We start from the raw sequence: 20031 nt of genomic DNA, 5'->3' as shown, positions 1-20031 counted from the left end.
ATTCTGGCTATGCGACGTCAACTGATGTCTGCACATTTCAACGTGAATCAATAAACATTTGGGGGCTTACCCTGTTCAATGAAAAATGAGCCCCCCAAAATGCGCTTAAATGCGCGTCAGGTCGAAACTGCAACGACCAGAGACAAAGCCTATATGCTAGCTGACGGCGGAGGGCTCTATCTCATGATTTATATTAATGGTTCAAAGTACTGGCGTATGAAATATCGATTTGCCGGGAAAGAGAAAAATTGTCATTCGGGATCTATCCAGACATATCACTTGCGGAAGCCCGTACTAAACGAGATGAAGCCAGAAAAGTATTAGCGAATGATAAGAATCCCGGTGAAGTCAAAAAAAGCTGAGCAGCCAGCCAAAAGGCTCCCGGTTACCCCTACATTTGAAGCAATCGCTCTCGCATGGTACAACGCAAAAGTATCTGGCTGGTCGAAGAATTATGCTGATTACGTCAAGCGAGCTTTTAAAAATAATGTCCTCCCCTACCCAGGCTCTTATTCAGTGAATGAAATAAAGCCACTGGTACTTTTATCTGTATTGCAACGAATGGAAAAGCGCGGAGCACCTGATCTCGCTAGCAAAGTTCGCCAGCGCTGTAGTGAGGTTTTTCGCTACGCGATTGTGACAGATCGTGCCGAATACAACCCAGCAGCTGATCCTGGTAGCAGCTTTACAAGGCCATAAGAAACAGCACTATCGCTTTCTTACTGCCGCAGATCTGCCGGATTTTTTGCAAAAGCTATTAAGTTACTCTGGATATCTTATTACCCTTTTCGCAACCCGATTGCTCATGCTGACAGGATTGAGAACAGTAGAATTACGTCTGGCTGAATGGAGTGAAATAGATTTTGATAATCGTATCTGGGAAATCCCCAAAACCAGAATGAAAATGAAACGTCATCACGGTGTCCCATTATCAGTTCAATCCTTGAGCGCTCTTCGTCAATTGGGAGAGTTAACAGGAAATTACCAGCTCATTTTTGCGGGACGCAATGATGTGAACAAACCGATGAGTGAGGCTAGCATTAATATGGTTATAAAAAGGGTTGGCTACGATAAGAGAGCGATTGGGCCTGGTTTTCGCCACACCATGAGTACCATTGTGCATGAGCAGGGGTTTAATACAGCCTGGATCGAGATGCAGCTCGGTCATGTGGATAAGAACTGTATTGTGGGACCTATAATTATGCGTAGTATCTCGATAAATGCCGGGAGATGATGCAGTGGTATGCTGATTATATTGACAAGCTTATAGATTCAACAGTGCACAACAATAGGAACAATCAGCATCCATCTTCTTTTTATCTGAAAGTCACCATTTAACGTCTTTCAGAAAATAACTTTTGCCATCATTATTAGCACCAATCAGAAAGGTGGCGTCACCAGATTTTATTTCTGCAGACTGAACTCGTTTAAATCCATTGACTTTAAGGCTGTACAACTTCATTAAAGTCCCCCCTAATGAAATTTCTGTCATCACTCAATAAAAACAGCCAATGTTTTACATCAGTCACGCTGTTTTTCTTCCACCAGCGTATAGACTTGAGCCCGGAGGCGCTGCTCAGCCTGCCGGACCTGCTGCTGACGCTGTAGCGAGTCTTCAGGCAACTGATTCAGCAAACGAAACTGTTCTTCCAGTGGAACTGTCTGCCTGAAGCTTGCCAGCATGCCAAAGACCTGCGATTTAAGTTCACTAACGGTGATGTATTTCCCTCTCTGACCGTCAAGCGCATTCAGTTTATCGGCAAGAGCCTGAAGCTGCGTCATACCTTTATGCCAGCCGTTCATTGCATCAGTTGACAACGCAGAGACATTAATTTGTTGCTGCCGCTGCTGTGTCAGATGTTTAGCCTGTTCCGGCCACAGCGACTGAACCTGTTCTGTAAGTTTTCTTGCGTAAGTGATATTCCAGTCAGGAGGTAATTTATCCAACCAGGCAAGCTGCTGCTGTGTCTGGGCGATAAGGTCCTTCGGTAAAGAAGTCTGCTGACGCAACATATCCAGTTGTTCAGGCGAGAGAGGTGCAGGGAATGGCGCCAGTGAAGCTGCAAGCTGAGTCTGTAGCGGATCAGGTCGGTGAAGATACTGCCAGCTCCACACGGCGACGGTGCTTATCACCAGCATGGTACACATCCCGGCGACGAAGGATTTCCACTTTTTAACCGGAGCGGGCATTGTCGACAGCACTTCCACGTTCGGCTGCTGTTCTGGTTGCGCGACATATACCCACTTAATTGCACTGCCTGGGGTATCATCAGGCGGGCGACCGGCAAGCTCCTTTGTGGCCGCTGTCGCACCGTTCATCACGGTGGCAGGCAACACAATACCCGGCTGAATACTCGGCCCGGAGTTGGTTGTGTCGTCGCTGTTTTCCAGCCGGATAGCACTGTTGTGCATCCGGGTACGCAACATATCAAGCTGGCTGAGATGTTTAAGCTCCAGACGCTGCAACACCTCTCCCAGACCAGTAAGCAACTGCTCTGCCCGATACAACTGGCTGAGGTCGCTGTAATTTAGCGGGAGAGAGCGCATCCGTTGCTGCAGACGCTGGCTCAGGCTGCTGAGGATTTCCATGCGGGCATGAACGGGCTGCGGCCACAGCGCCCCCCACTGATGACTGATCAGGGCCTCGAGTATCGCAAGCCCTTCATTAAGCCCGAATAAGCCAGCCAGTTGCGTACGGACCAGCGTGTACCAGCACAGCGTCTGTAGCTCCACACCATTCAGCTCAAACAGTGAGAGACAGAGTTTTTCGGCATATCGCCAGTTCACATCCGGCCTCGCCGGATGCGTGAGTTTGTTCAGCTCATCGCGCAAGGCGGCATAGTCCGGCAGCGTGCGTGGGTCGCCACCAGTTTTTATTTTACGTGGGGAGATGTCATTCATGACCAGTTGTCCATTTGGCGTATCAGGAACTATTGAAGATTGTCGTTTATGCAGCTTCGCTTTCTGCATATTCAGGGAGACGGGTACTGCAATACCCGCAACTATGGCAGAAGCGCCAGGGACAAACTAAAAAATGTACTTTCATCAAAACACTGCCCTGGGCGGGATAATGTACCAGGCGGAGTAAAGGTCCAGTTGTTCACCGTTCCTGACCGCATGAACAAACGCCCCAGTGAAGTCACATGTCCTCCATCATGAAAGGTCGCCTCCACACACCCGGTCACACCCTGACCGTACAAAAATACCGGCATAAATTTTACGGCCCGGTCGTCGACTCGCAGGACGATACCGGCAATGTCAAAAGCCCGCCCTCCACCAGCAGGTCAGTGACAGATGCCGTGAACGCCTCCACATTCAGTCCGGCATCCACCAGCCACGCGTCCATCTGCTCCTGAAGCTGCGTTATTCTCAAGCGAAATTCTGCGATATCGGCCAGAGTCTTGCTGATAAACAAGACAGGGGCTGGCTGTCTGGCCTGCAATTTTTCGAGGAACTGTGATTTTACTGACAGGGTGTTCTCTGGCCTGACAGACGGGTTGTCGTGTCGAGATACTGCTGCTTAAAATGTCGCAGGAGAACCCGCCCCTCGGGCATAAACTCGGTTCCGTAACGCACCAGACCGACACCGTTTAGCTCAGCATCAATGGCATAGCGCAGTTCTCCCGGGACGTTCTGATCCAGCAGGACAACGGTTATTTTTTTCAGGCGTGGCTCATATTTGAGCAGTACGGCAGACAATGCGCCCATCATCTCATGCGCCGTTCCCGGCATGCCCTGCAGTATTTTTGTCATATCGGGCAAACCATAGTCCGGCAGATGCGTCAGCGCTCCCGCACGACTGTTGAGGATACGCTGCATATTGTCGAGTACGGACAGAATAACCTGGTTCTGCTCGCTGACCTGATGCAGGTCGAGGCCGCCGGTGAAGTTGCCGTAGAGCGTTTCATACAGCGAAGGACGGGATGTCTCACTCATCGTTGAGCGCCTGCAGGATCAACTGGTTATTGCCCGCTGCAATCACCCGGGCCTTATCCGGATTAAGGTCATCGCGACTCAGTACTACGCGCCAGGTATTGTTCAGCTGGTCCGGTGACATAAACATCCCGGCCACCGCCACGTACTGCGCGTCTTCCTCCATCGGCATATCCACCGTCACCGCCCCACCCGGCTGCAGGCGGATATCTTTCTCTGCCACCAGATCCGCCCTGATGGCCTGACTGTCGGCTTTAAACAGTGACGGGTAGTCCGTGCTGTCGAAAGTCTTGCGGTCCTTCAACTGGTAAATTCGCACCACCGTCGAAAGCGCAACCCCACTGGCATTGCTGTTAATGGCTTCCCGGGCGCAAATATCAAGATGCAAGGTTTTTACCTGCTTATAGAAAATCGATTTAGTCATGGCAACCGTGCCGTCCGTGACTTTTTGAGTCAGGCCACAACCCGCCAGTATCAGAGTGATACCTGCGGCAAGTGCAACCAGGGGAAATTTACCAGCGGTAATCGCCATCTTCATCGGTCTCCCTGCGGTGAATATTTTCCTGTACCCGCTCATAGCGGCCAAGATTGATGGTTATGGTTTTGGGGTGAGTAGCAGTATTCGCCGCGTTCAGCGGGCGCATCACGGCTGTGCGGCCCAGTTGCACAGCATCGGCTCCGGGTTTAGTGCTTATTGTCGCGTCCGGCAGCAGGCTACGGTCGACACACAACTGCAGACGCACATCAAGCCGTGACCCAAGATACACATGCAGCAGCGCCATTAAATCCGTGTGAAGCTCCCCACCCGGTAACCAGCCCTGCACCTCAGCCGGGTCTGAGGTTATCAGGCGCATCAGCACCTGGCTGTTCACATCGGTAGCATAGTTACCCATCACCGGTCGGTTTGTCAGGGTGACGGGCTGGCTGACGCTCAGGGTCAGCGGCTTTTTTAACGGCACACGGCGTTTATCGTGGTGCCAGATCTTCGCCTGGGTGTTGGGTCCCAGCAGACGCACCAGCGAGACCATGCCTTCTGCGGTACGCCCCGGCAACAACATGACCGGCAGCAGTGCCAGAAAGCGCGAAGCCGGGGCCGCGATACTGTCCGTGCAACCGTCAATTCCGAGCCCGGCCAGCCCCAGCAGATACTGTGAGGTTTTGTCCTTACCACCTTCCTCAAAGGTCGCCGGGTAGGAGTATTTCCGCCAGATACGGTAGTACTGGGCAATCAGCCGATGGTTGAAGATATCGAGGAAATCCGCGGTGGCCTCATACCCTTCCCGTCGCTGGGTAATGTCATCGATATAGTGCGTCGGCAGCGGGGACTCCACACCGTAGAGTCCCATAAAGGTGATGCGCACAGTCGGCGGCAGATGCGAATGCTCAGACTGCTCAATCCCTTTGATTTCAGATGCCGGAAAGCCCATGCCCGGATGGGGCCGGAAGCGCACCGGATCATGGCGTACCTGCCAGGTGCTGCCGGTGACCGGTTTGTCAGGCTGGCTCTGTTCCAGTAACTGGCAGAAGCGGTAAAAGTTGATATATGGCAGCCGGTCCCCCAGCCGCTTTATCAGCCTAGCAGACGCGGACTGTGATTCTCTTTCCACCGGATGCATTTTCCTTCTGGCTGAACGATGAGGGTGAGCTGATTGAACTGATTCATATCGGCATACAACGAAAAGAACCGGTTAAGCATTTCACCAAACAAATGGATGTCGCCCTCACCGGTGAAGCCGTTGCTGTCGAGGGTCACTTCGATATCCAGCCCCCGCAGCAGGTATCCCTGCTCAAAACGTTGAAGGCGGTGGTGCGTCACCTGCTGAATCGCCTCCAGACGCCGGGTGTTCAGCGCATCTTCCTGCCAGTTATAGAGCGCAAGCGTCCCGCGTAGCACTTCGGCCGTGCTCATCATGTTCAGGAAGCCGGATCCAAGGTGACTCAAAACCCGCCATTGGAAACGGTCTTCGGAAGGCGGATAGACTGGCAGCGTTGGTTTGCAGAGGTTGCGTACTGAAAGCGGTGTACTGACTACCTGTTCACAGCGGTCAAGCAGCGTGCTTTGTAATGCCCGGCGCGGTAGCTGACCGTTGGTGCCAGTGATTTGCAGCGACACGGCTTCGCGCTCAAACAGGCGGTCATCTTTCCACTGGTGACCGCCGAGGATAAGCCAGGTGTCATACAGCCCGGTGACGCTGCGTTTCACGCGGGTGTGGTAGTAACGGGGTGGTGCATGACGGCGCATCATCCCGCCCTTGTGCCTGAAGCTGCTGAACGGCACATACTCTGCGTCACTGGTCCGGTTTGAGCCAGTGACTGAATCCACCGAATAAATCTCGGTATGTCCGTCCTGCAGACGTTTAGGACGCAGCAGGTACTCGCTTTCAAGACCAGAGATAGTGAGCGGGTCAGCCTCCAGCGTAAACAGGTTAATCACCGGTACGCAGTGGAGGCGAACCGCGTCATCGGTGACCGGCAGGTCTGATGGCCACGGCGTACTGAGCACCACTTCAATATCAAAATACTCGGCCCCTGCTGGCGGCGTGATACCCTCCAGACCGTTAAGGTGGACAAACATAAACTTGTCGCGAAAAGTGAAGTACTCCAGCAGCAACTGGTAGCCACTGAAAGCGGCGTCACCTTTCGGCCACAGTCCGTCCTCCTCTGCAAATCCCCCCGGCGAGAAATACCCGTCAAGACGGATACGGTCAGCCTGCCCGGGCAGGCGCATATAAAAAGCAGCCTGCCGTTTGGTCAGCATCAGGTGCAGCTGGCTGCTGACGGGGGCATCCGCCCCGAGATACAGGCTCAGACGGCTGAGGTCAGCACTGGACCAGTCTGCCTGGCTGCTGCAGGCAAAGCGTATCCGCAACAGCGACCGACCGTCAGGTTCGGTTGTCATGGTAATGCCCGAAACACCCAGGGGATTAAGCCTCACATCCTGGGTGGTACGGTAACGGCAGACGGTGTTCTTTGGCCCTACCGGACGGGAATATATCTCAAGACCCGCTGGCACCACTTCTGCCATTTTCATGGCATGCGGCGCAGGGGTAAATGCCACTACCGAGAGCGACGGAATGGTACGCAGGTAGTGTGGCCAGAGCATACTGACCAGCCCTTCGGTCAGTTCCGGCAGATCGTCGTCAATCTTCTCCCGCAGACGCCCCATTGAGAAAGCAAAGCCTTCAAACAGGCGTTCGACATAGGGATCGGGCGTCCCGGCTTTCTCCAGGTCGAGCATTGCTGCGCGATCGGGATGGGTTTGTGCGAACTCTTTCGCGGCTTCACGCAGGTAGCGCATTTCCGCGTCGTAATAACGCAGGGTCAAATCTTCCATTTATTTCTGTTCCTGTGGATTTAACCGCAAAGCACGGCGGCACGGGCAGGATCGACAGCAATCAGCCCGGCAAGTAGCTGGTCCATTACCGGCGTAAGGCGGGCCTTATCAGCCTCACTGCGACTGGCTTTCAGGCGCAGGAGTTTCAGATGGCGGGCCTGAACTTCGAATAACAGCTCAGGCTCCCAGTCACTGAGGGTCACTTCACGGGCACGCTCACCCAGCTCCGCAAACAGGTGCACCGCCAGCTCATTTTTACCGTACTGCTCAGCAATGCGCCCCATCAGCAGGCGCAACAGCCACTTCTGACGATCGGTGGTCATGCCGGGTCGGGTCTGTAGCCAGCCCAGCGCGGCATCCGGGCCTTCGCTGTCCGCCAGCGCCACGGCTTCCGGCTCCAGTGCCAGAATGTCATCGTTACCGGCGCTTATCGGGGCTGATGGCGTGCCATTGCCCCACCCGCCGCTCGTATCCAGCACACTCTGCTGGATCCAGTTCAGCGTCACCTCGTCTGCAAACGGTGTTCCGTCACTGAACGCCAGCGTTTCGAGACCGGCCAGGCGGGTCAGCAATCCCTTAAGGTCAGCCGCGACAATGTCGGCCAATGCGCCCTGCCCGGATTTCGTCAGGGCCTGGTGGATATACCATTGCAAATCCAGCCACAGGTGATTGGCACCCCGGGAAAAGGTGCTGTCCGCCGTTTCCAGCATTTCAGCCCAGTTTTGTTGCAGGTAGAGGCGTTTAAGCAGCGCCCGCTGGTCCGCCCTTGGGGGTTCGATACGAGTACGCCCCTGCGCATCCGGTGCCGGAATGGCCCGCAGGGTGTCGTGACGCAGGCTCTTCATCAGATGGTGTGCTGACAGCCAGCCATCTGGTTGATCGCGCAGGTATTCGGTGAGCGTGCGGGCCTGGGCCAGCAAATCCTGACCGGAGGTGATCCGCCCGATGGCCGGGACATCACTGTGACTGATGGTCAAAGGGGGTTCGCTGGTACTGGCGTTCTGCGGGACCACCGCATCCACGCCCCCCGCTTTGTGCAGACGACTTTCCAGGGCACCGTACAGCACATTAAGCTCCGGGCGTGTTTCATCCGGCTCATTTTCGGTAAGCCCGGCGATCAGCAGCAGCGCCCCGGTAGTACGCATCGCATCGATCCTGACCACTTCCGGGTACAGGGAAAGCGAGTCAGTCATACGCGATCCTGCCAGCCATTCCAGTGCCGCCTTACGGCTGCGGTCACGCTGCGGGTGCAACTGTGTGCCAAAGCGCGCCAGCAGACCGGCCAGCAGTTCGAGTCCTTCAGCCAGCCCCTGCTCGCCCTCCCGGTGCAGTTTCGCCCAGCAGTAGTAGGTCGCCACGCGAATGTCTTTCGCGGTGGTGGTCAGCAGCTTCTCTGTAAGCCGGCAGATGAGTTCGGTATCCGCGCCGGAAAGTTTGTTGACCTCCTCGCGCATTTGCTGGAAGTCATCATCATAGCCTGGGTCCTCACCAATGGGCGATGAACCGGACAGCGGCTGCAGCCAGCGGTCCCACTGCGCCACGCGTTTACGGGTTGCTACAAGTAATGGTTCCTGTTCTGTCTGGCAGGCATCGAGTAAGGCATTGAGCGTGCTCATCAGTAGACCTCCTCTGCATCACTGTTCGCACTGGCGACCTGGTCTGACGCAGCAACTCCGGTGGTGCTGAAGATGGTTTCCGGCAGACGGAAATTACGCAGTTTCAGCAGCGCCAGCGGACCCTCGCCGGCTTCGGTACGCAGGGTGTAATTGAGCGCGCGACCATCCTGGGCTTTCCAGCTCAGGCTGTAGCTGCTTCCCACGCCCGGATACGCTTTTACGCTGGCTTTATCAAGCAGGCGTATCAGGCCCCAGCGCCCCGGAATATCTGCGTACTGACGGGTCCCGGCCTGCGTGCTAATCCAGCTCAGATTCGCCCCCGGTGCTTCGGTATCCGCAGGCCAGGTGAAGCGCTTCCATGCCGGGAGCTGATTCACATAAGTCAGCTTCTGGCTGTCGATAATCATGTCAGTCTGCATTACGCCTGCGGCCGTTCCTGGTCGCAGTTCGAAGTTCATCCTGGCATTGCCTTCGGTGAAGGCCACATCCGAGATATGGCCCAGGGTGTTGATGGCATTGAGGAACGCCGGGTTAAAGGTCAGCCCCTGCGAGTTAATGCTGTCCGGCACCCAGTGATTACCTTCTTTGTGCAGCACGCCCTTGAGACGGGTCTGCAGGAACTGGGCGATACGCCCGGAATCGGCATTGAGGTATTTAGCCAGCAGTGGCAGGGACACATCGCTGCTGGAGTTGTTGAACGGATAGCGTCCGCCAAAGGCGGAGTTCCATTCACTCACCACTGCCTGCTGCCACTGGGCGTTGAGGCTGTCGGCGGCCGGGGTCAGCACCTGCTGCCAGGCCTGCTCCATCGGGTTCACAAACACCGAACGACCAAAGCCACTCCATTCCTGCCCCAGGCCTGCTGCAATCAGGCTGCCGTAGTCGCGGGTTTCGGTCAGGTCCACGGCTTTTCCCTGGAATACGGTCTGGGCAATGGTCTGGGTCATCACCTGCGGGTCGGCGGCGTTGGTCACCTGCTGCAGGCGCAGACGGACCTGGGTCACGCGGGTCAGGTATGACTGCAAGCTTTGCTCCTGCGCACCGGTACGGTTTTTGTCCATCAGTGCCAGCACCGGGCCAAAGGTTGCATCCAGTGGACCGCGTACACCGGCACTCTGGTCAATGGCATCTTTGTTATCACCCCCGAGCAGATTTTTGGCTGATTTCACCAGGGAGTCTGAAATCGCCTCCCCAGCCTGCCCGGCGCGCCCCTGCACGTTCAGGGTGTTCATCAGCGCCACCAGAGGTGACTGCCGCACGTCGGCCATCAGGGTCAACTGGTCAATGGAATCGGACAGCGTGGCGGCCCGGTTCCAGCGCAGGCTGTTGAGAAACGCCAGCCATGCCCCGCCGAAGTCTGCAAAGTAACGCTCCGTAAGGCGCTTTTTCAGCGCTTCCGGCGAGGTCTCGTCCTGTTTATTTACCTGACGCTTGCTGTCGGTCAGCACCCAGTCGAGCTCGTCCCGGCGTGCCTTCACCACCTTCTCGATAGCGGGCTGCACGGCCTGATCCCAGGCCTGACGGGTAAACATCCCTGATATAATTTCGGTGGTGCTGAACAGGCGGGCAGCATCGGTATCACCCGTCATATCTTCAAGACGCATATCGGCATACAGACGCGCCACCTGTGAAAGCATTTTCTGGTACAGGGTCGATTCACTGTTACGCACGCCCATCAGGCGAACCAGCAGGGAACGTGCCTGGCTGACCATGCTCTCATCCGCACGGAACTTCCATTCCGGGTGCACAGCCAGATGCGCGCCATAGAACGTCAGCAGTGACGGAGCCACACCCTGCCAGACAGCGCCTTTCACACCATCACGTTTTGTCCAGTCGTGCAGCAGCGCAGAACTGAACCAGGCGGCGTCCATGTGTTCCGGGTGCGCCAGCATCAGGTAGAGCTTAAGCTGGTCATAGGTGGTTTTTGCCATCTGTTCACGCAGCGGGCTGCCCGGCGGCAGTGCGTTAAAGGCACTGACCTGCTTCTGCAGGTGGTCTGCGGCCGCATCCCGCAACAGCGGCAGTGCACTGTCCTGGTACCGTGGCCAGAGTGCAGCCAACAGCACGTCATTCTGACTCAGCCCGGCCTGTTCATACCAGGGCACGCCATGCTCAGAACGGTACTGCAGACGGGCCAGCGTTTTCTGAAGTTCAGACAGCGCATGGAGGCGCTGTTCCAGGGGCTGGTTTTGACGGGCGGCAAGTGCGGCCTGGGCATTCGCACCGACAATCTGGCTGCGGTTGGTGACATACGCGATGCCCATCCACGCAGCCCAGCCCACCATCGCCAGGGCGACAACAGATGCATACACTCTGTGCCACGGAATGCCCGGTTTCACGGGGCGCAGCGCGGCAGGAAGCATCCCGACAGATTCAGGCAAGACATCCCAGCGCCTGTCCATGCCCCAGTGATGCGTCACGGCACGTTCAGCACCGGCAGAAAGCTGGCTGAACACGACGCCCGCCAGCGGTAGCGGGCGGTACGGATTGAGCATCACCGACAATGGCGTGGTCACGCTCTCCGGTTCCCGGATAAGCTGGTCGACAAGCGTCAGCAGGAAGTTGTGTTTAACATCATCACAGGTCTGTTGCAGACCCTGCGAGGTCAAATCTGACGTCAGGGCGGAGAGTTGCTCTGCCAGCCCTTCGGTACAACAGCCGGCAGGCAGCAGGCAGCCTGTGGCCTGCACGATACGGCCTTCCGGCTGACCGGCGCGCGGATGCAGGGACCAGACATACAGGGGAAGTTTCCAGCCAAGCGTTTCCATACGGGCGCTGATGGCATGGGACAGGGAGTCCATGGTGCTTTCAGAAGGCGCCGGTAATGGTGGTTCCAGCCCCGGCGCTGACAACTGGTCGAACGCCGAGGTCACCCATACCAGCCCATCTACCGGACGGCGGCGCAGTTTGCGCAGTGCGCTCAGCCAGGCACTGTCTGCTGGCGTGTTGAGATCACCGCCCCACAGCAACAGTGTGCCACGGTCTTCCTGCCAGAGCTGCCCAGTGAGGCCAGGGGTCAGTTGCTCCACCTCAGAGACAGTGCCAGTTATCAGCAGAATGCGCGTTTTACGGCCCCAGCGCCGACCGTAGAGGTTACGCATGGCGTCACGGATGGTATCAACGGTGACATTGCGAGGCGGAGTCCGGGCAACTCTTGATTCATCAGAAGGCAACGCATTGTTCTTCTGTTCTCGCCAGCGATGATAACTTTCCTTCATAAACCGGAACATGAACGGCGTATAGAAAACAATCAGCAAGACTATCCATACGGCAACAAATGCAAGCACTTGCTTCAGTCGGGTATCAAGGCCATGCGAGGGGCCGAAATGAAGGATCAAGGCCACTATAATCGCTGAGATGCAGGCTATTATGCCGGCAAGCCCCCCTCTGCTCCATGTACTACCCGGCATCATTATTTTTACTCCCTGAGGTAACAGTACTGACAAAACGATCAGTACCTGAGGTAAACAACCCTAAAACAGGTTTGTTGCTGACGGACACGATGTCGGCCAGTAATGAGGCTAGAAGCCACGCACTGCCAGCCCCTGGAATACCGTTATATTTTTCCAGTACATCAATCTTTTGGGGCACCCACGGTGTCAGATGTGATTGAGATGCCGTCATTAGATCAGCAAACCCGTCATTCCAGTGCCCATAATCACAAAACACTTTTGATGTCTGACAGGCAATCGTTTGTGTTTCGAGGAACAAACCCATATCAGCCCTGAAATTTGGCATGTCCAACAGCATTGGTCGCAAGATGCGGGCAGCGTGAGGAAGCTGGTATTTTTCAGCAACATCATCGCTGGTAAGTATCAACGCCGCGAGTGCATCGGAATACTGTTTAGCACTCTGCTTCTGCAATATCAGGATCAAATCAATATCGAAAACGGGATTTTTAAGGCGCTCTTCGATCCAGGCAAAAGAAAGGGCTTCGCGACATGAAATCGAACCTGTGAGCGCACGCCCTGGATAAATTTTTCCCCATGATTCACGAAACCGGATCTCGAAGTCTGACGAAATCATGTCGCTCACAATGGTGACGTTGAACGGCACTGTCGCAGGCAACATCGCGACCGCGTTTTGTACACTGGCCAGACCCAGTTCGAGCAAGGAGGTGGACGTCGTCGATTTCGCATCAAAATGGCTGGTCAGTGAAAGAAATTGCGGCGCGTCTGCAGCATCTGATTTAGCAATGGCGTCAGAGGTTACTCCAGAAGGTAGCAGTATGCTGCTTCCAAGCACGGCCAGATAACGTTTTGCCCAAACTTCCCACTGTTGCTGTCCGTATTCATCTTCCTTCTGCAAAAAATGATGTTCATTGACTGTTCTACCCCACAGCCAGCCCCGCAAACAAAACAGGAAAAACCAGCCAAAAACCGGGCTGGATGCCAGCCACCAGATATTAAACAAAGCCAGTGCCTTAACCATGCCTGATGCATGCAGAATAAACAGCAAAATACCCACAACTGCGGCAACACCGCCTGCCAACAGCCATCCCGTAAAAGATGGCTCAGGAGGCAACTCCATTGTTGTTGCTTTCGTCCTTTCCCAGCCCATTGATTATCCTACTGTGCTGTTCTGAGCACTTGAAATTACAGTACAACCGCACTGACATTTGCAGCCATCAACGACAACAGCGCGACCGTTAAATGTCCGGTGCGGTGATCCTTCCACGATAGGATTCGTTCCATGTCCTTCTACAGGGCAGCTAACCATATCGCCAACTAAAGGGGCTTTTTTCCCGTCGACTGTAATATTGGAAGAAGCGGAGATCACTTTTCCGCCGTGAGAAGTTTTATCACCGAGCAAAACGATGCCATTGGACATAATAAACGCCTATATTTATTAGCAGTTACTTTGCATTGATTTTATTAAAATCAGGAGTTTCGGATGGTGGCGATAATGTTCGGTCATCTGCACTGACATAGCTAACAATAAAAAACATTAGAGCATTGAGGAATAGCTTATTAGTAACCCTATACATAAATTAATCCTTTAACTTATTTACATCAGGGTGAGTTGTTCCGTCGGACACAACTGAACCATCTGGGTAGATAATTTTATAGTTTACTCCGACTTTTTGTTCTGTTGGGGCGATCATTCGGACTACTTTAGACTCATCAACTGTCGGTTCAAATTTTATCCGAATGCTTTTAGCAGGAGATACTATTTTTTTCAGTAAAAAATCATCCTGACCAAATAAATTCAAAGTATCATTCACATTTATATCTTTATTACTATCAATTAAAGGGTAGTACACAGGAGATAAAACAAGTTCAGAGCCTTCAAACACCTTAAAGCGACCATTTTTGGTTGCATTGTCATCAGACGCAATTGTTGCGCCAACTGCAGTTCCCGGAACTAAGCCCTTACCGAGGTGACTAGCATCAACATATTCAATTCCTAAATTGAACTCACTCAGTTTCCAGTTGCACTTACCACCGCCATCTTTTGCTATTTTTGCAATCCATATACCTGATGAGATCTATTCCTGAAGAGATATTTTTATTGGATTGAGTCCCACTTTCCCATAATGCTGGCCATCCCGCATGCTCATCAATTCACGCTTGCACGTCGTTGATACGTACAACACTTCAAGAGGAAATGGCTTTGTATACGATGAAGGATTTTTTATCTCAATATTTACCCATTCAGTATTCGATGGTGGTGATAATGTTCTGTCAGTTGCCTGAGCACATCCATTCAGCAAAAAAATCGCCTGAAGAAAGATAAATAAATTAAATGCCTTATATATTTTCCATGTCCTCTTAACAAAAAAACTAACTCATAGAGCATCAACCTTGAGTGGAACAAAAACAACATACCCCGCGGATAGAGTAACATAGCCTTAGACGGCGTCACGTTAAAAAAACAAAAAACAATAATCACTTCGCATTAATTTTATTAAAATCAGGCATAACCGTACCTTTTGGCGCCACACTTCCGTCTGGATAAATTATCTTAGCATGCGCGCCAGGTTCTTTTTTTTTCACACCGATATATCGAGTAACTTTCGTTTCGTCCAGAAAGGGCATAAAATTCACTTTAGTGGTTGCATCCCCTCGTAAGGAAATAAAATCCTGTTTTCCCAATAAAGATAGGCTAGTTTCAGTGGAGTTTAATTTTCGCTCTCTTATATACGGATAATACTTTGGAGACAGAGTAATATCACCATGTACTGTCTTAAACAGGCCATTTTTCGTTGCATTGTCATCAAACGCAATTGTTGCACCAACTGCGGTACCTGGAACTAAACCCTTCCCGAGGTGTGTAGCATCAACATATTCAATACCCAAATTGAACTCACTCAGTTTCCAGCTGCACTTACCGCCGCCATCTTTTGCTATTTTTGCAACCCAAACATCTGAATCATTGTGCTTATGAAGTGGAATTTTTACTGGGTTATATCCCACCTTCTCATAATGTTGACCATCACGCATGCTCATCAACTCACGCTTGCACGTCGTTGATACGTACAACACTTCAAGAGGAAAAGGCTTTGTATACGGTGAAGGATTTTTTATCTCAACATTAATCCAATCGGAGTTCGGTGGTGGTGATAATGTTCTGTCGGTTGCCTGAGCACATCCATTTAGCAAAAAAACAGCTTGAAGCAAGATGAATAAATTAAATGCCTTATACATTTTCCATGTCCTCTTCACCATAATAACCAAATCTTTTAATAGCATCAGATCCAGATGCAGCAGAGAGGGTTGAGTTAAGCGAGTTTTTTAGTAAACCCTCGAGTGAAAGAAATATTTTATTCCTGTCAAGCTCATTCTTGGGAATTTCGCCTGAATAGTGATCCATTTGTAATTCAAAGGAAGCTACTTTATCCGCATGTTCAGTGAAGGGCTTTCCATCGCTCAACTCTTTTTCATAAGCTAACCCTACTAATTTATTATTTATATAGGGCATATATGATGTCAGGAGATGATTTCCAACATTAACTGGAATACCTCTAATTGGATTCATACCTTCAGGGAAAAATTCTTTAAGATCTTCCTTGGTAAGCGTAGCTTTAAAATCCTTTTGAACTTGTCCGGATTGTTTAGCTTCCTGAAGTGCCAGGGAAGGTACAAGATAGAGCTTAACTTTTTCAGGAAGCCTTGCCTGAATGGTCATGCAATTTCTTGGGTAAGGAAGCTCTATGCTACATTGTTGCCATTTTCTACTTTGAGTAGTGGTTAAAAATGCAACTGTGTTTCCATGGTGCCAAAAGCAGTCCCCCCACTCTACGATTTGCCAGGCGGTAAGCTCATAGACAGACCATAAAAAACCGAGAGTTGTCCCCAATGGCCCCCATAATTTATATAACTGGTTATCCAGATCAGCCTCAGGTGGAACTGATGGTACTGGATCTTGATCGTTTACGTGTCGGTAATGGATAATACTTGATAATGCATCTACAGCATTTTTAGTGAACGTTCTTGGCATACCATATGTATAAAGTAGTGGATTGCTATTCTTTAGTTTTGCCGAATGAATTAGAGCCAAAGAGCCACCTAGGCTATGTCCACAAATATACAAGTCTAAATTTTCAGCCAAGTCATTAAGTAATTCCAGTTTTTCATGGAAAAGTTTATCAATGACACGATACCCCTCCCAAAAACCTGTGTGAACTTTACCTGCTGGAACCAGTGAGGTGCATTCAACTTTTTTATTACAACTCTCGGCATCAACTGGTCTAAATGAGGCATCAGTTATACCATCGGTCATACTAGCTGTTCCACGCCAAGCCACTATAACCTTAGTTTTATTGTACACATAGTAAAACTGTGTATCACCTTCAGGTTGTTCTGCTTTGGCTGAATCAAAACCGACAGGGAAAACATATCTATCGCTATAAGGAACATCGACAACTAAAGCATTAATAGTCGATTGACCAATCTTTCTGGATGGTATCGTCGATAGGTCCTGACATTTATTAATAAAATACTTCGTTATAATATTTATATCATCATAAGCTAAATCCGAGGCCAATCCTAAATTAATGGCATTGGCCATTGAGTAATCATTCTGGTGATGGAGGACTAATTCCCAAGCTCTGAACGGGCAAACTTCGATCACATGGCGCTTTTCAAGTTCATTTGTTCTGACCTTAATGCCCTTAAATGAACTACTTATTGGAAAATGAAATAAGGGTAACTCTTCCCCGTCTCTTAATTGCAAATCAGGTTGCTCATGAAATAATTCGCCCACGACGGCGTAGTGCCACACATAACCATTTCCCTCAGCTTTTGGACGAACAATCGAGTCTTTTAGAGGATCTCTACCCACGCGAAGAGAGCGCTTTTCCATTTCCTTTGTCAGTTGGTTACTGTCAAGTGTCAGTTTCAACTCAAGACCATGCGGCATATCAATATGGATAAGTCCATTAGCATCGCTTTGGCCTGAATGCGTAAACTCTTCGACTGGACCAGAAACTGGATGAGAACTTTCAACAGTCCATGGCATATTCGCCACGGGATCGCCCTGCTCATCAACCAGTTGAAATTCGACCCAGTAGGGCATTTGCTCTTCACATGGAGCATGGGGGTTTTTACGGCAGAGTGAGGATACAGCGGTAGTCATGTTATTCGCCCTCCTGGCTATCAGCAATATTTCGCGGATATTCGATTTTTAACTGCGATGGCATAGACGTAAATATTGGAGATGTCTTTCCATCTGCACCAGAAATGCCCTCATAAACCTCCCCTTCAGCCGTTGTAATTTTATATGTGGTGAAAGGCTTTACTGCTCCGCTGGCGGATGATGTTGTGATAAACCCTTCGCTGTACCCTTTCGGGAAAGTCACCGGCGGTGTATCTAAGCTGGCAGGACCTGTCTGATTAACATTGGTCGCTTTTAGCAAAATATTCCCCGGACATCCCAGTTCAATATTCCCACCGCTAAGTTTTATATAAGCACCACCGCAACTTAAAATCAGTTCCTTGCTGGCATTTACCTTCACGCTCCCCTGACCACTGGCGACAGTGATGTCCTGTAATGCTGAGACATTCATGGCGTCAGCTTGTGCCTGAATATCAATCTTCCCTGCCCCTGCATACATTTTCATTCCTGCAGACTGTGCAAATAAACTTACAGCCTCACTTGCCGCTACAGTGAACGATTGCCCGGTGCTGATATCCGTGTTTTTACCTGACATCAGGCCAATACTTGCTCCGCCTGAAGCAAGCCGGACAGCCTCAGGACTAAGAATGCCTATTCCAGCCGGTGCACTGGCCAGCATTCCCGGCATTTTCAGATACTTCAGTGAGCTGTTTAGCATTTTTTGGCTGTCGATGTCAGATACTGTTGCCTGTGCCCCTTTCGCAGCAGCCTGGAGGCTTCTTGCCAGCGTGAGTGCCTGTTCCAGTTGTTCTACAGCCCTGTCCATTTCAAGCATTTTACTGCCGACGTCAGGCTGAGCATCTGCAGTAAGCAGAACGCCCTTACCACCACGAACGCTGACCCAGTCGTTAGTGCGCAGCTCCGCCCCTTCACCACGAAGTACCCTTGAAGCATTGACATTGTGGCCTAAATTAAGTTGGGTCTTACCCCCGTATTCGGTACTCAGCTTAACGTGCTCTTCGCCGCGTTTATCCTCCATCCGCAGCTTGTTCAGGCCAGCTGTGCGGATAACGTTACGCGTGCTGTTCAGTTCAGTGACATGGTCAACGTGGCGGGAGTCGTGGAGGGCATGGGCGATATACGGGCGATCCGGATCACCTTCGTGGAAGGCAATGGCGACTTCAGTACCCTGTATCAGCGGGAAGTGGAAGCCGTATTTATCACCACCGTAAGGCCTGGCAAAGCGCACCGGCATGCTTTCCATGCCCTGGCGTTTATCGTCGCGATCAGCATCAAATTTCACCCGGTACATGCCTGATGCATCCTGCCAGGCGTAGATGTCGTTATCTTTGGCGCTGGTCACGCGCGCCGTCAGGGTGCCGCTGACCACCGGGCGCTTTTTAGCAGCAGGACGCCAGCAGCGGTTCTCGTAGTAAGGCATGGCCGCCCATTCCACCTTCAGCGCGCTCTGACGGCTGGCAGAATAACCGGCGCTGATGATGACGAGCCCGTTTTCGGTTTCACGCGGCAGCGTCGGCGGGATAGCTGTTTCGGTGATAGTCAACACCTGAGCCGGGCCCAGGGTATGATCGGTACTGCTGCCAGTTACAGTGGTCTGGGTGGAAAGGTAGCGTTCATGCTCCAGGCGTGCCCAGAAGTTACCTGTTTCCGCTGCCGGGTTAATTTTGTCGCCACGTTCAAGGTGACGCGGGCGATAATGGTACACATCGCCATAGGTGTTCCCTTCCCCGTCGCCGCGGGTCATGTCAGCCGGTATGGACATCAGGATGTTCTGGGCTTCACGGTGATTGTAGTCACTGGTCGTGACAGAACGTTCCACCACGTTGTGCCAGACATGCACGCCCCATACTGAATCAATGCCGTTGTCATTCGTCCCTGACGGGCTGTTCAGCGGGAGCTTTTTCCCAAACGTCCAGGCGCTCTGCTTGTCCGCAAAGTGCACCACTTCGGTCTGGGTGTCAGGCTGCAGGGTGAAGAAGTAAAAAATCCCCACCTCCGCCAGCAGACGTTCAATGAAGGCGAGGTCGTTTTCCTGATACTGGTTAATCTGCTCACGCTTTGGATAGTCGGCTTTGAGAGTAAACTCATACTCCCAGCCTTTGAGCCCATGCTCCGTGAGCACCTCTGACACCACTTCCGGGACCGATTTATTGACGAAAAAGCGGTGAGTACATAACTGATTGCCCAGCAGCGCCAGAAACGGCTCCAGCACAATGCAGTACTGCGCTTCATCTGCTGAACCACCGGTACGTTCGAAACGGGTCACCACCCCGTGAACCACCTTGCGCTCCGCCAGGGAAAGCAAATTGCCCGCGCCCATGGTCAGGGTCGCCGGCTTGCTCAGCATCTGGCGGGCATCAATGTTCTTGTCGCCACTGGTGAAGTTGATGGTGTAGCTGTAAAGCTCGCTCATCGCTTCTGAACCTCTGAAGTCCTCCACGTCGATATCGGCCGTGCAGGAAGGGATATCGAGGCGGTAGCGGTTCAGGGCTTTTCCGGTGACGGTGGCCACCATCGTGTTCAGGGTATCCGTCAGGCTCATGGCATTGACTCCATTGTGTATTCGGTTAT

The 20031-nt window shown here is 52.1% G+C and carries 15 protein-coding genes and 2 pseudogenes; 3 read left to right on the top strand and 14 right to left on the bottom strand.

Going from position 1 to position 20031, the window contains the following annotated elements:
• The first annotated feature begins 78 nt into the window (after nucleotides 1-78).
• From WFO64_RS22535 to WFO64_RS22525, 3 genes and pseudogenes are all read left to right on the top strand, one after another.
• Nucleotides 79-362 (top strand): annotated as a pseudogene (locus WFO64_RS22535) (Arm DNA-binding domain-containing protein).
• Nucleotides 328-699: a tyrosine-type recombinase/integrase gene (locus WFO64_RS22530; RefSeq protein ID WP_442956133.1), complete on the top strand. Its 372-nt coding sequence runs from the start codon at nucleotides 328-330 to the stop codon at nucleotides 697-699. The pseudogene WFO64_RS22535 and the gene WFO64_RS22530 overlap by 35 nt, the downstream one beginning before the upstream one ends.
• Nucleotides 647-1234: a tyrosine-type recombinase/integrase gene (locus WFO64_RS22525; RefSeq protein WP_442956132.1), complete on the top strand. Its 588-nt coding sequence runs from the start codon at nucleotides 647-649 to the stop codon at nucleotides 1232-1234. The genes WFO64_RS22530 and WFO64_RS22525 overlap by 53 nt, the downstream gene beginning before the upstream one ends.
• Nucleotides 1235-1521: 287 nt before the next feature.
• On the opposite strand, the gene WFO64_RS06060 is transcribed toward WFO64_RS22525, so the two are convergent.
• The 14 genes and pseudogenes from WFO64_RS06060 to WFO64_RS05995 form a co-directional block, all read right to left on the bottom strand.
• A complete protein-coding gene (locus WFO64_RS06060; protein ID WP_337009880.1) occupies nucleotides 1522-2901 on the bottom strand; it encodes a VasL domain-containing protein in 1380 nt (459 codons plus the stop codon).
• A 101-nt stretch (nucleotides 2902-3002) separates the two neighbouring features.
• Nucleotides 3003-3472 (bottom strand): annotated as a pseudogene (locus WFO64_RS06055) (hypothetical protein).
• On the bottom strand, nucleotides 3463-3936 hold the full coding sequence (gene tssE, locus WFO64_RS06050) for a type VI secretion system baseplate subunit TssE (protein ID WP_337009878.1): 474 nt from the start codon (nucleotides 3934-3936) through the stop codon (nucleotides 3463-3465). Before tssE ends, WFO64_RS06055 begins: the two are co-directional and overlap by 10 nt.
• The gene (gene tssJ / locus WFO64_RS06045) at nucleotides 3929-4465 is read right to left on the bottom strand and encodes a type VI secretion system lipoprotein TssJ (RefSeq protein ID WP_337009876.1); all 537 of its coding nucleotides are present in this window, start codon (nucleotides 4463-4465) and stop codon (nucleotides 3929-3931) included. The genes tssE and tssJ overlap by 8 nt, the downstream gene beginning before the upstream one ends.
• The gene (tssG, locus tag WFO64_RS06040) at nucleotides 4446-5549 is read right to left on the bottom strand and encodes a type VI secretion system baseplate subunit TssG (protein WP_337009875.1); all 1104 of its coding nucleotides are present in this window, start codon (nucleotides 5547-5549) and stop codon (nucleotides 4446-4448) included. Before tssG ends, tssJ begins: the two co-directional genes overlap by 20 nt.
• Entirely contained in the window at nucleotides 5504-7267 is a 1764-nt protein-coding gene (gene tssF / locus WFO64_RS06035) for a type VI secretion system baseplate subunit TssF (protein WP_337009873.1), read from the bottom strand. Before tssF ends, tssG begins: the two co-directional genes overlap by 46 nt.
• Before the next feature lie 20 nt (nucleotides 7268-7287).
• A complete protein-coding gene (tssA, locus tag WFO64_RS06030) occupies nucleotides 7288-8883 on the bottom strand; it encodes a type VI secretion system protein TssA (RefSeq protein WP_337009871.1) in 1596 nt (531 codons plus the stop codon).
• On the bottom strand, nucleotides 8883-12101 hold the full coding sequence (locus WFO64_RS06025) for an ImcF-related family protein (protein ID WP_442956131.1): 3219 nt from the start codon (nucleotides 12099-12101) through the stop codon (nucleotides 8883-8885). The genes tssA and WFO64_RS06025 overlap by 1 nt, the downstream gene beginning before the upstream one ends.
• 181 nt (nucleotides 12102-12282) lie before the next feature.
• A complete protein-coding gene (locus WFO64_RS06020) occupies nucleotides 12283-13443 on the bottom strand; it encodes a hypothetical protein (RefSeq protein WP_337009867.1) in 1161 nt (386 codons plus the stop codon).
• A gap of 3 nt (nucleotides 13444-13446) precedes the next feature.
• Nucleotides 13447-13713, bottom strand: coding sequence for a PAAR domain-containing protein (locus WFO64_RS06015; RefSeq protein WP_337009865.1), 267 nt, complete (start codon nucleotides 13711-13713; stop codon nucleotides 13447-13449).
• Between the two features lie 160 nt (nucleotides 13714-13873).
• Nucleotides 13874-14179 (bottom strand): hypothetical protein, encoded by a 306-nt coding sequence (locus WFO64_RS06010; protein ID WP_337009863.1) that lies wholly within the window; start codon nucleotides 14177-14179, stop codon nucleotides 13874-13876.
• A 592-nt stretch (nucleotides 14180-14771) separates the two neighbouring features.
• Nucleotides 14772-15530 carry a hypothetical protein gene (locus WFO64_RS06005; RefSeq protein WP_337009861.1) on the bottom strand — a complete coding sequence of 253 codons (759 nt, stop codon included), beginning with the start codon at nucleotides 15528-15530 and terminating at the stop codon, nucleotides 14772-14774.
• Nucleotides 15523-17460 (bottom strand): lipase family protein, encoded by a 1938-nt coding sequence (locus WFO64_RS06000; protein WP_337009859.1) that lies wholly within the window; start codon nucleotides 17458-17460, stop codon nucleotides 15523-15525. The genes WFO64_RS06005 and WFO64_RS06000 overlap by 8 nt, the downstream gene beginning before the upstream one ends.
• 1 nt (nucleotide 17461) lies before the next feature.
• A complete protein-coding gene (locus WFO64_RS05995) occupies nucleotides 17462-20002 on the bottom strand; it encodes a type VI secretion system Vgr family protein (RefSeq protein WP_337009857.1) in 2541 nt (846 codons plus the stop codon).
• Between the last annotated feature and the right edge of the window lie 29 nt (nucleotides 20003-20031).

The sequence above is a fragment of the Pantoea sp. AS142 genome, assembly GCF_037152305.1.
In the GTDB taxonomy this organism is placed as follows: domain Bacteria; phylum Pseudomonadota; class Gammaproteobacteria; order Enterobacterales; family Enterobacteriaceae; genus Pantoea.
The sequence above is the reverse complement of the archived record's forward strand: the minus strand, read 5'-3'. Positions and strand labels throughout refer to the sequence as shown.

Bases quoted from the DNA above. Each gene is read 5' to 3' on its own strand.
- WFO64_RS22530 (WP_442956133.1), top strand. From the start codon at position 328: ATGATAAGAATCCCGGTGAAGTCAAAAAAAGCTGAGCAGCCAGCCAAA.
- WFO64_RS06060 (WP_337009880.1), bottom strand. From the start codon at position 2,901: ATGAATGACATCTCCCCACGTAAAATAAAAACTGGTGGCGACCCACGC.
- tssE (WP_337009878.1), bottom strand. From the start codon at position 3,936: ATGAGTGAGACATCCCGTCCTTCGCTGTATGAAACGCTCTACGGCAAC.
- tssJ (WP_337009876.1), bottom strand. From the start codon at position 4,465: ATGGCGATTACCGCTGGTAAATTTCCCCTGGTTGCACTTGCCGCAGGT.
- tssG (WP_337009875.1), bottom strand. From the start codon at position 5,549: ATGCATCCGGTGGAAAGAGAATCACAGTCCGCGTCTGCTAGGCTGATA.
- tssF (WP_337009873.1), bottom strand. From the start codon at position 7,267: ATGGAAGATTTGACCCTGCGTTATTACGACGCGGAAATGCGCTACCTG.
- tssA (WP_337009871.1), bottom strand. From the start codon at position 8,883: ATGAGCACGCTCAATGCCTTACTCGATGCCTGCCAGACAGAACAGGAA.
- WFO64_RS06025 (WP_442956131.1), bottom strand. From the start codon at position 12,101: ATGAAGGAAAGTTATCATCGCTGGCGAGAACAGAAGAACAATGCGTTG.
- WFO64_RS06020 (WP_337009867.1), bottom strand. From the start codon at position 13,443: ATGGGCTGGGAAAGGACGAAAGCAACAACAATGGAGTTGCCTCCTGAG.
- WFO64_RS06015 (WP_337009865.1), bottom strand. From the start codon at position 13,713: ATGTCCAATGGCATCGTTTTGCTCGGTGATAAAACTTCTCACGGCGGA.
- WFO64_RS06005 (WP_337009861.1), bottom strand. From the start codon at position 15,530: ATGTATAAGGCATTTAATTTATTCATCTTGCTTCAAGCTGTTTTTTTG.
- WFO64_RS06000 (WP_337009859.1), bottom strand. From the start codon at position 17,460: ATGACTACCGCTGTATCCTCACTCTGCCGTAAAAACCCCCATGCTCCA.
- WFO64_RS05995 (WP_337009857.1), bottom strand. From the start codon at position 20,002: ATGAGCCTGACGGATACCCTGAACACGATGGTGGCCACCGTCACCGGA.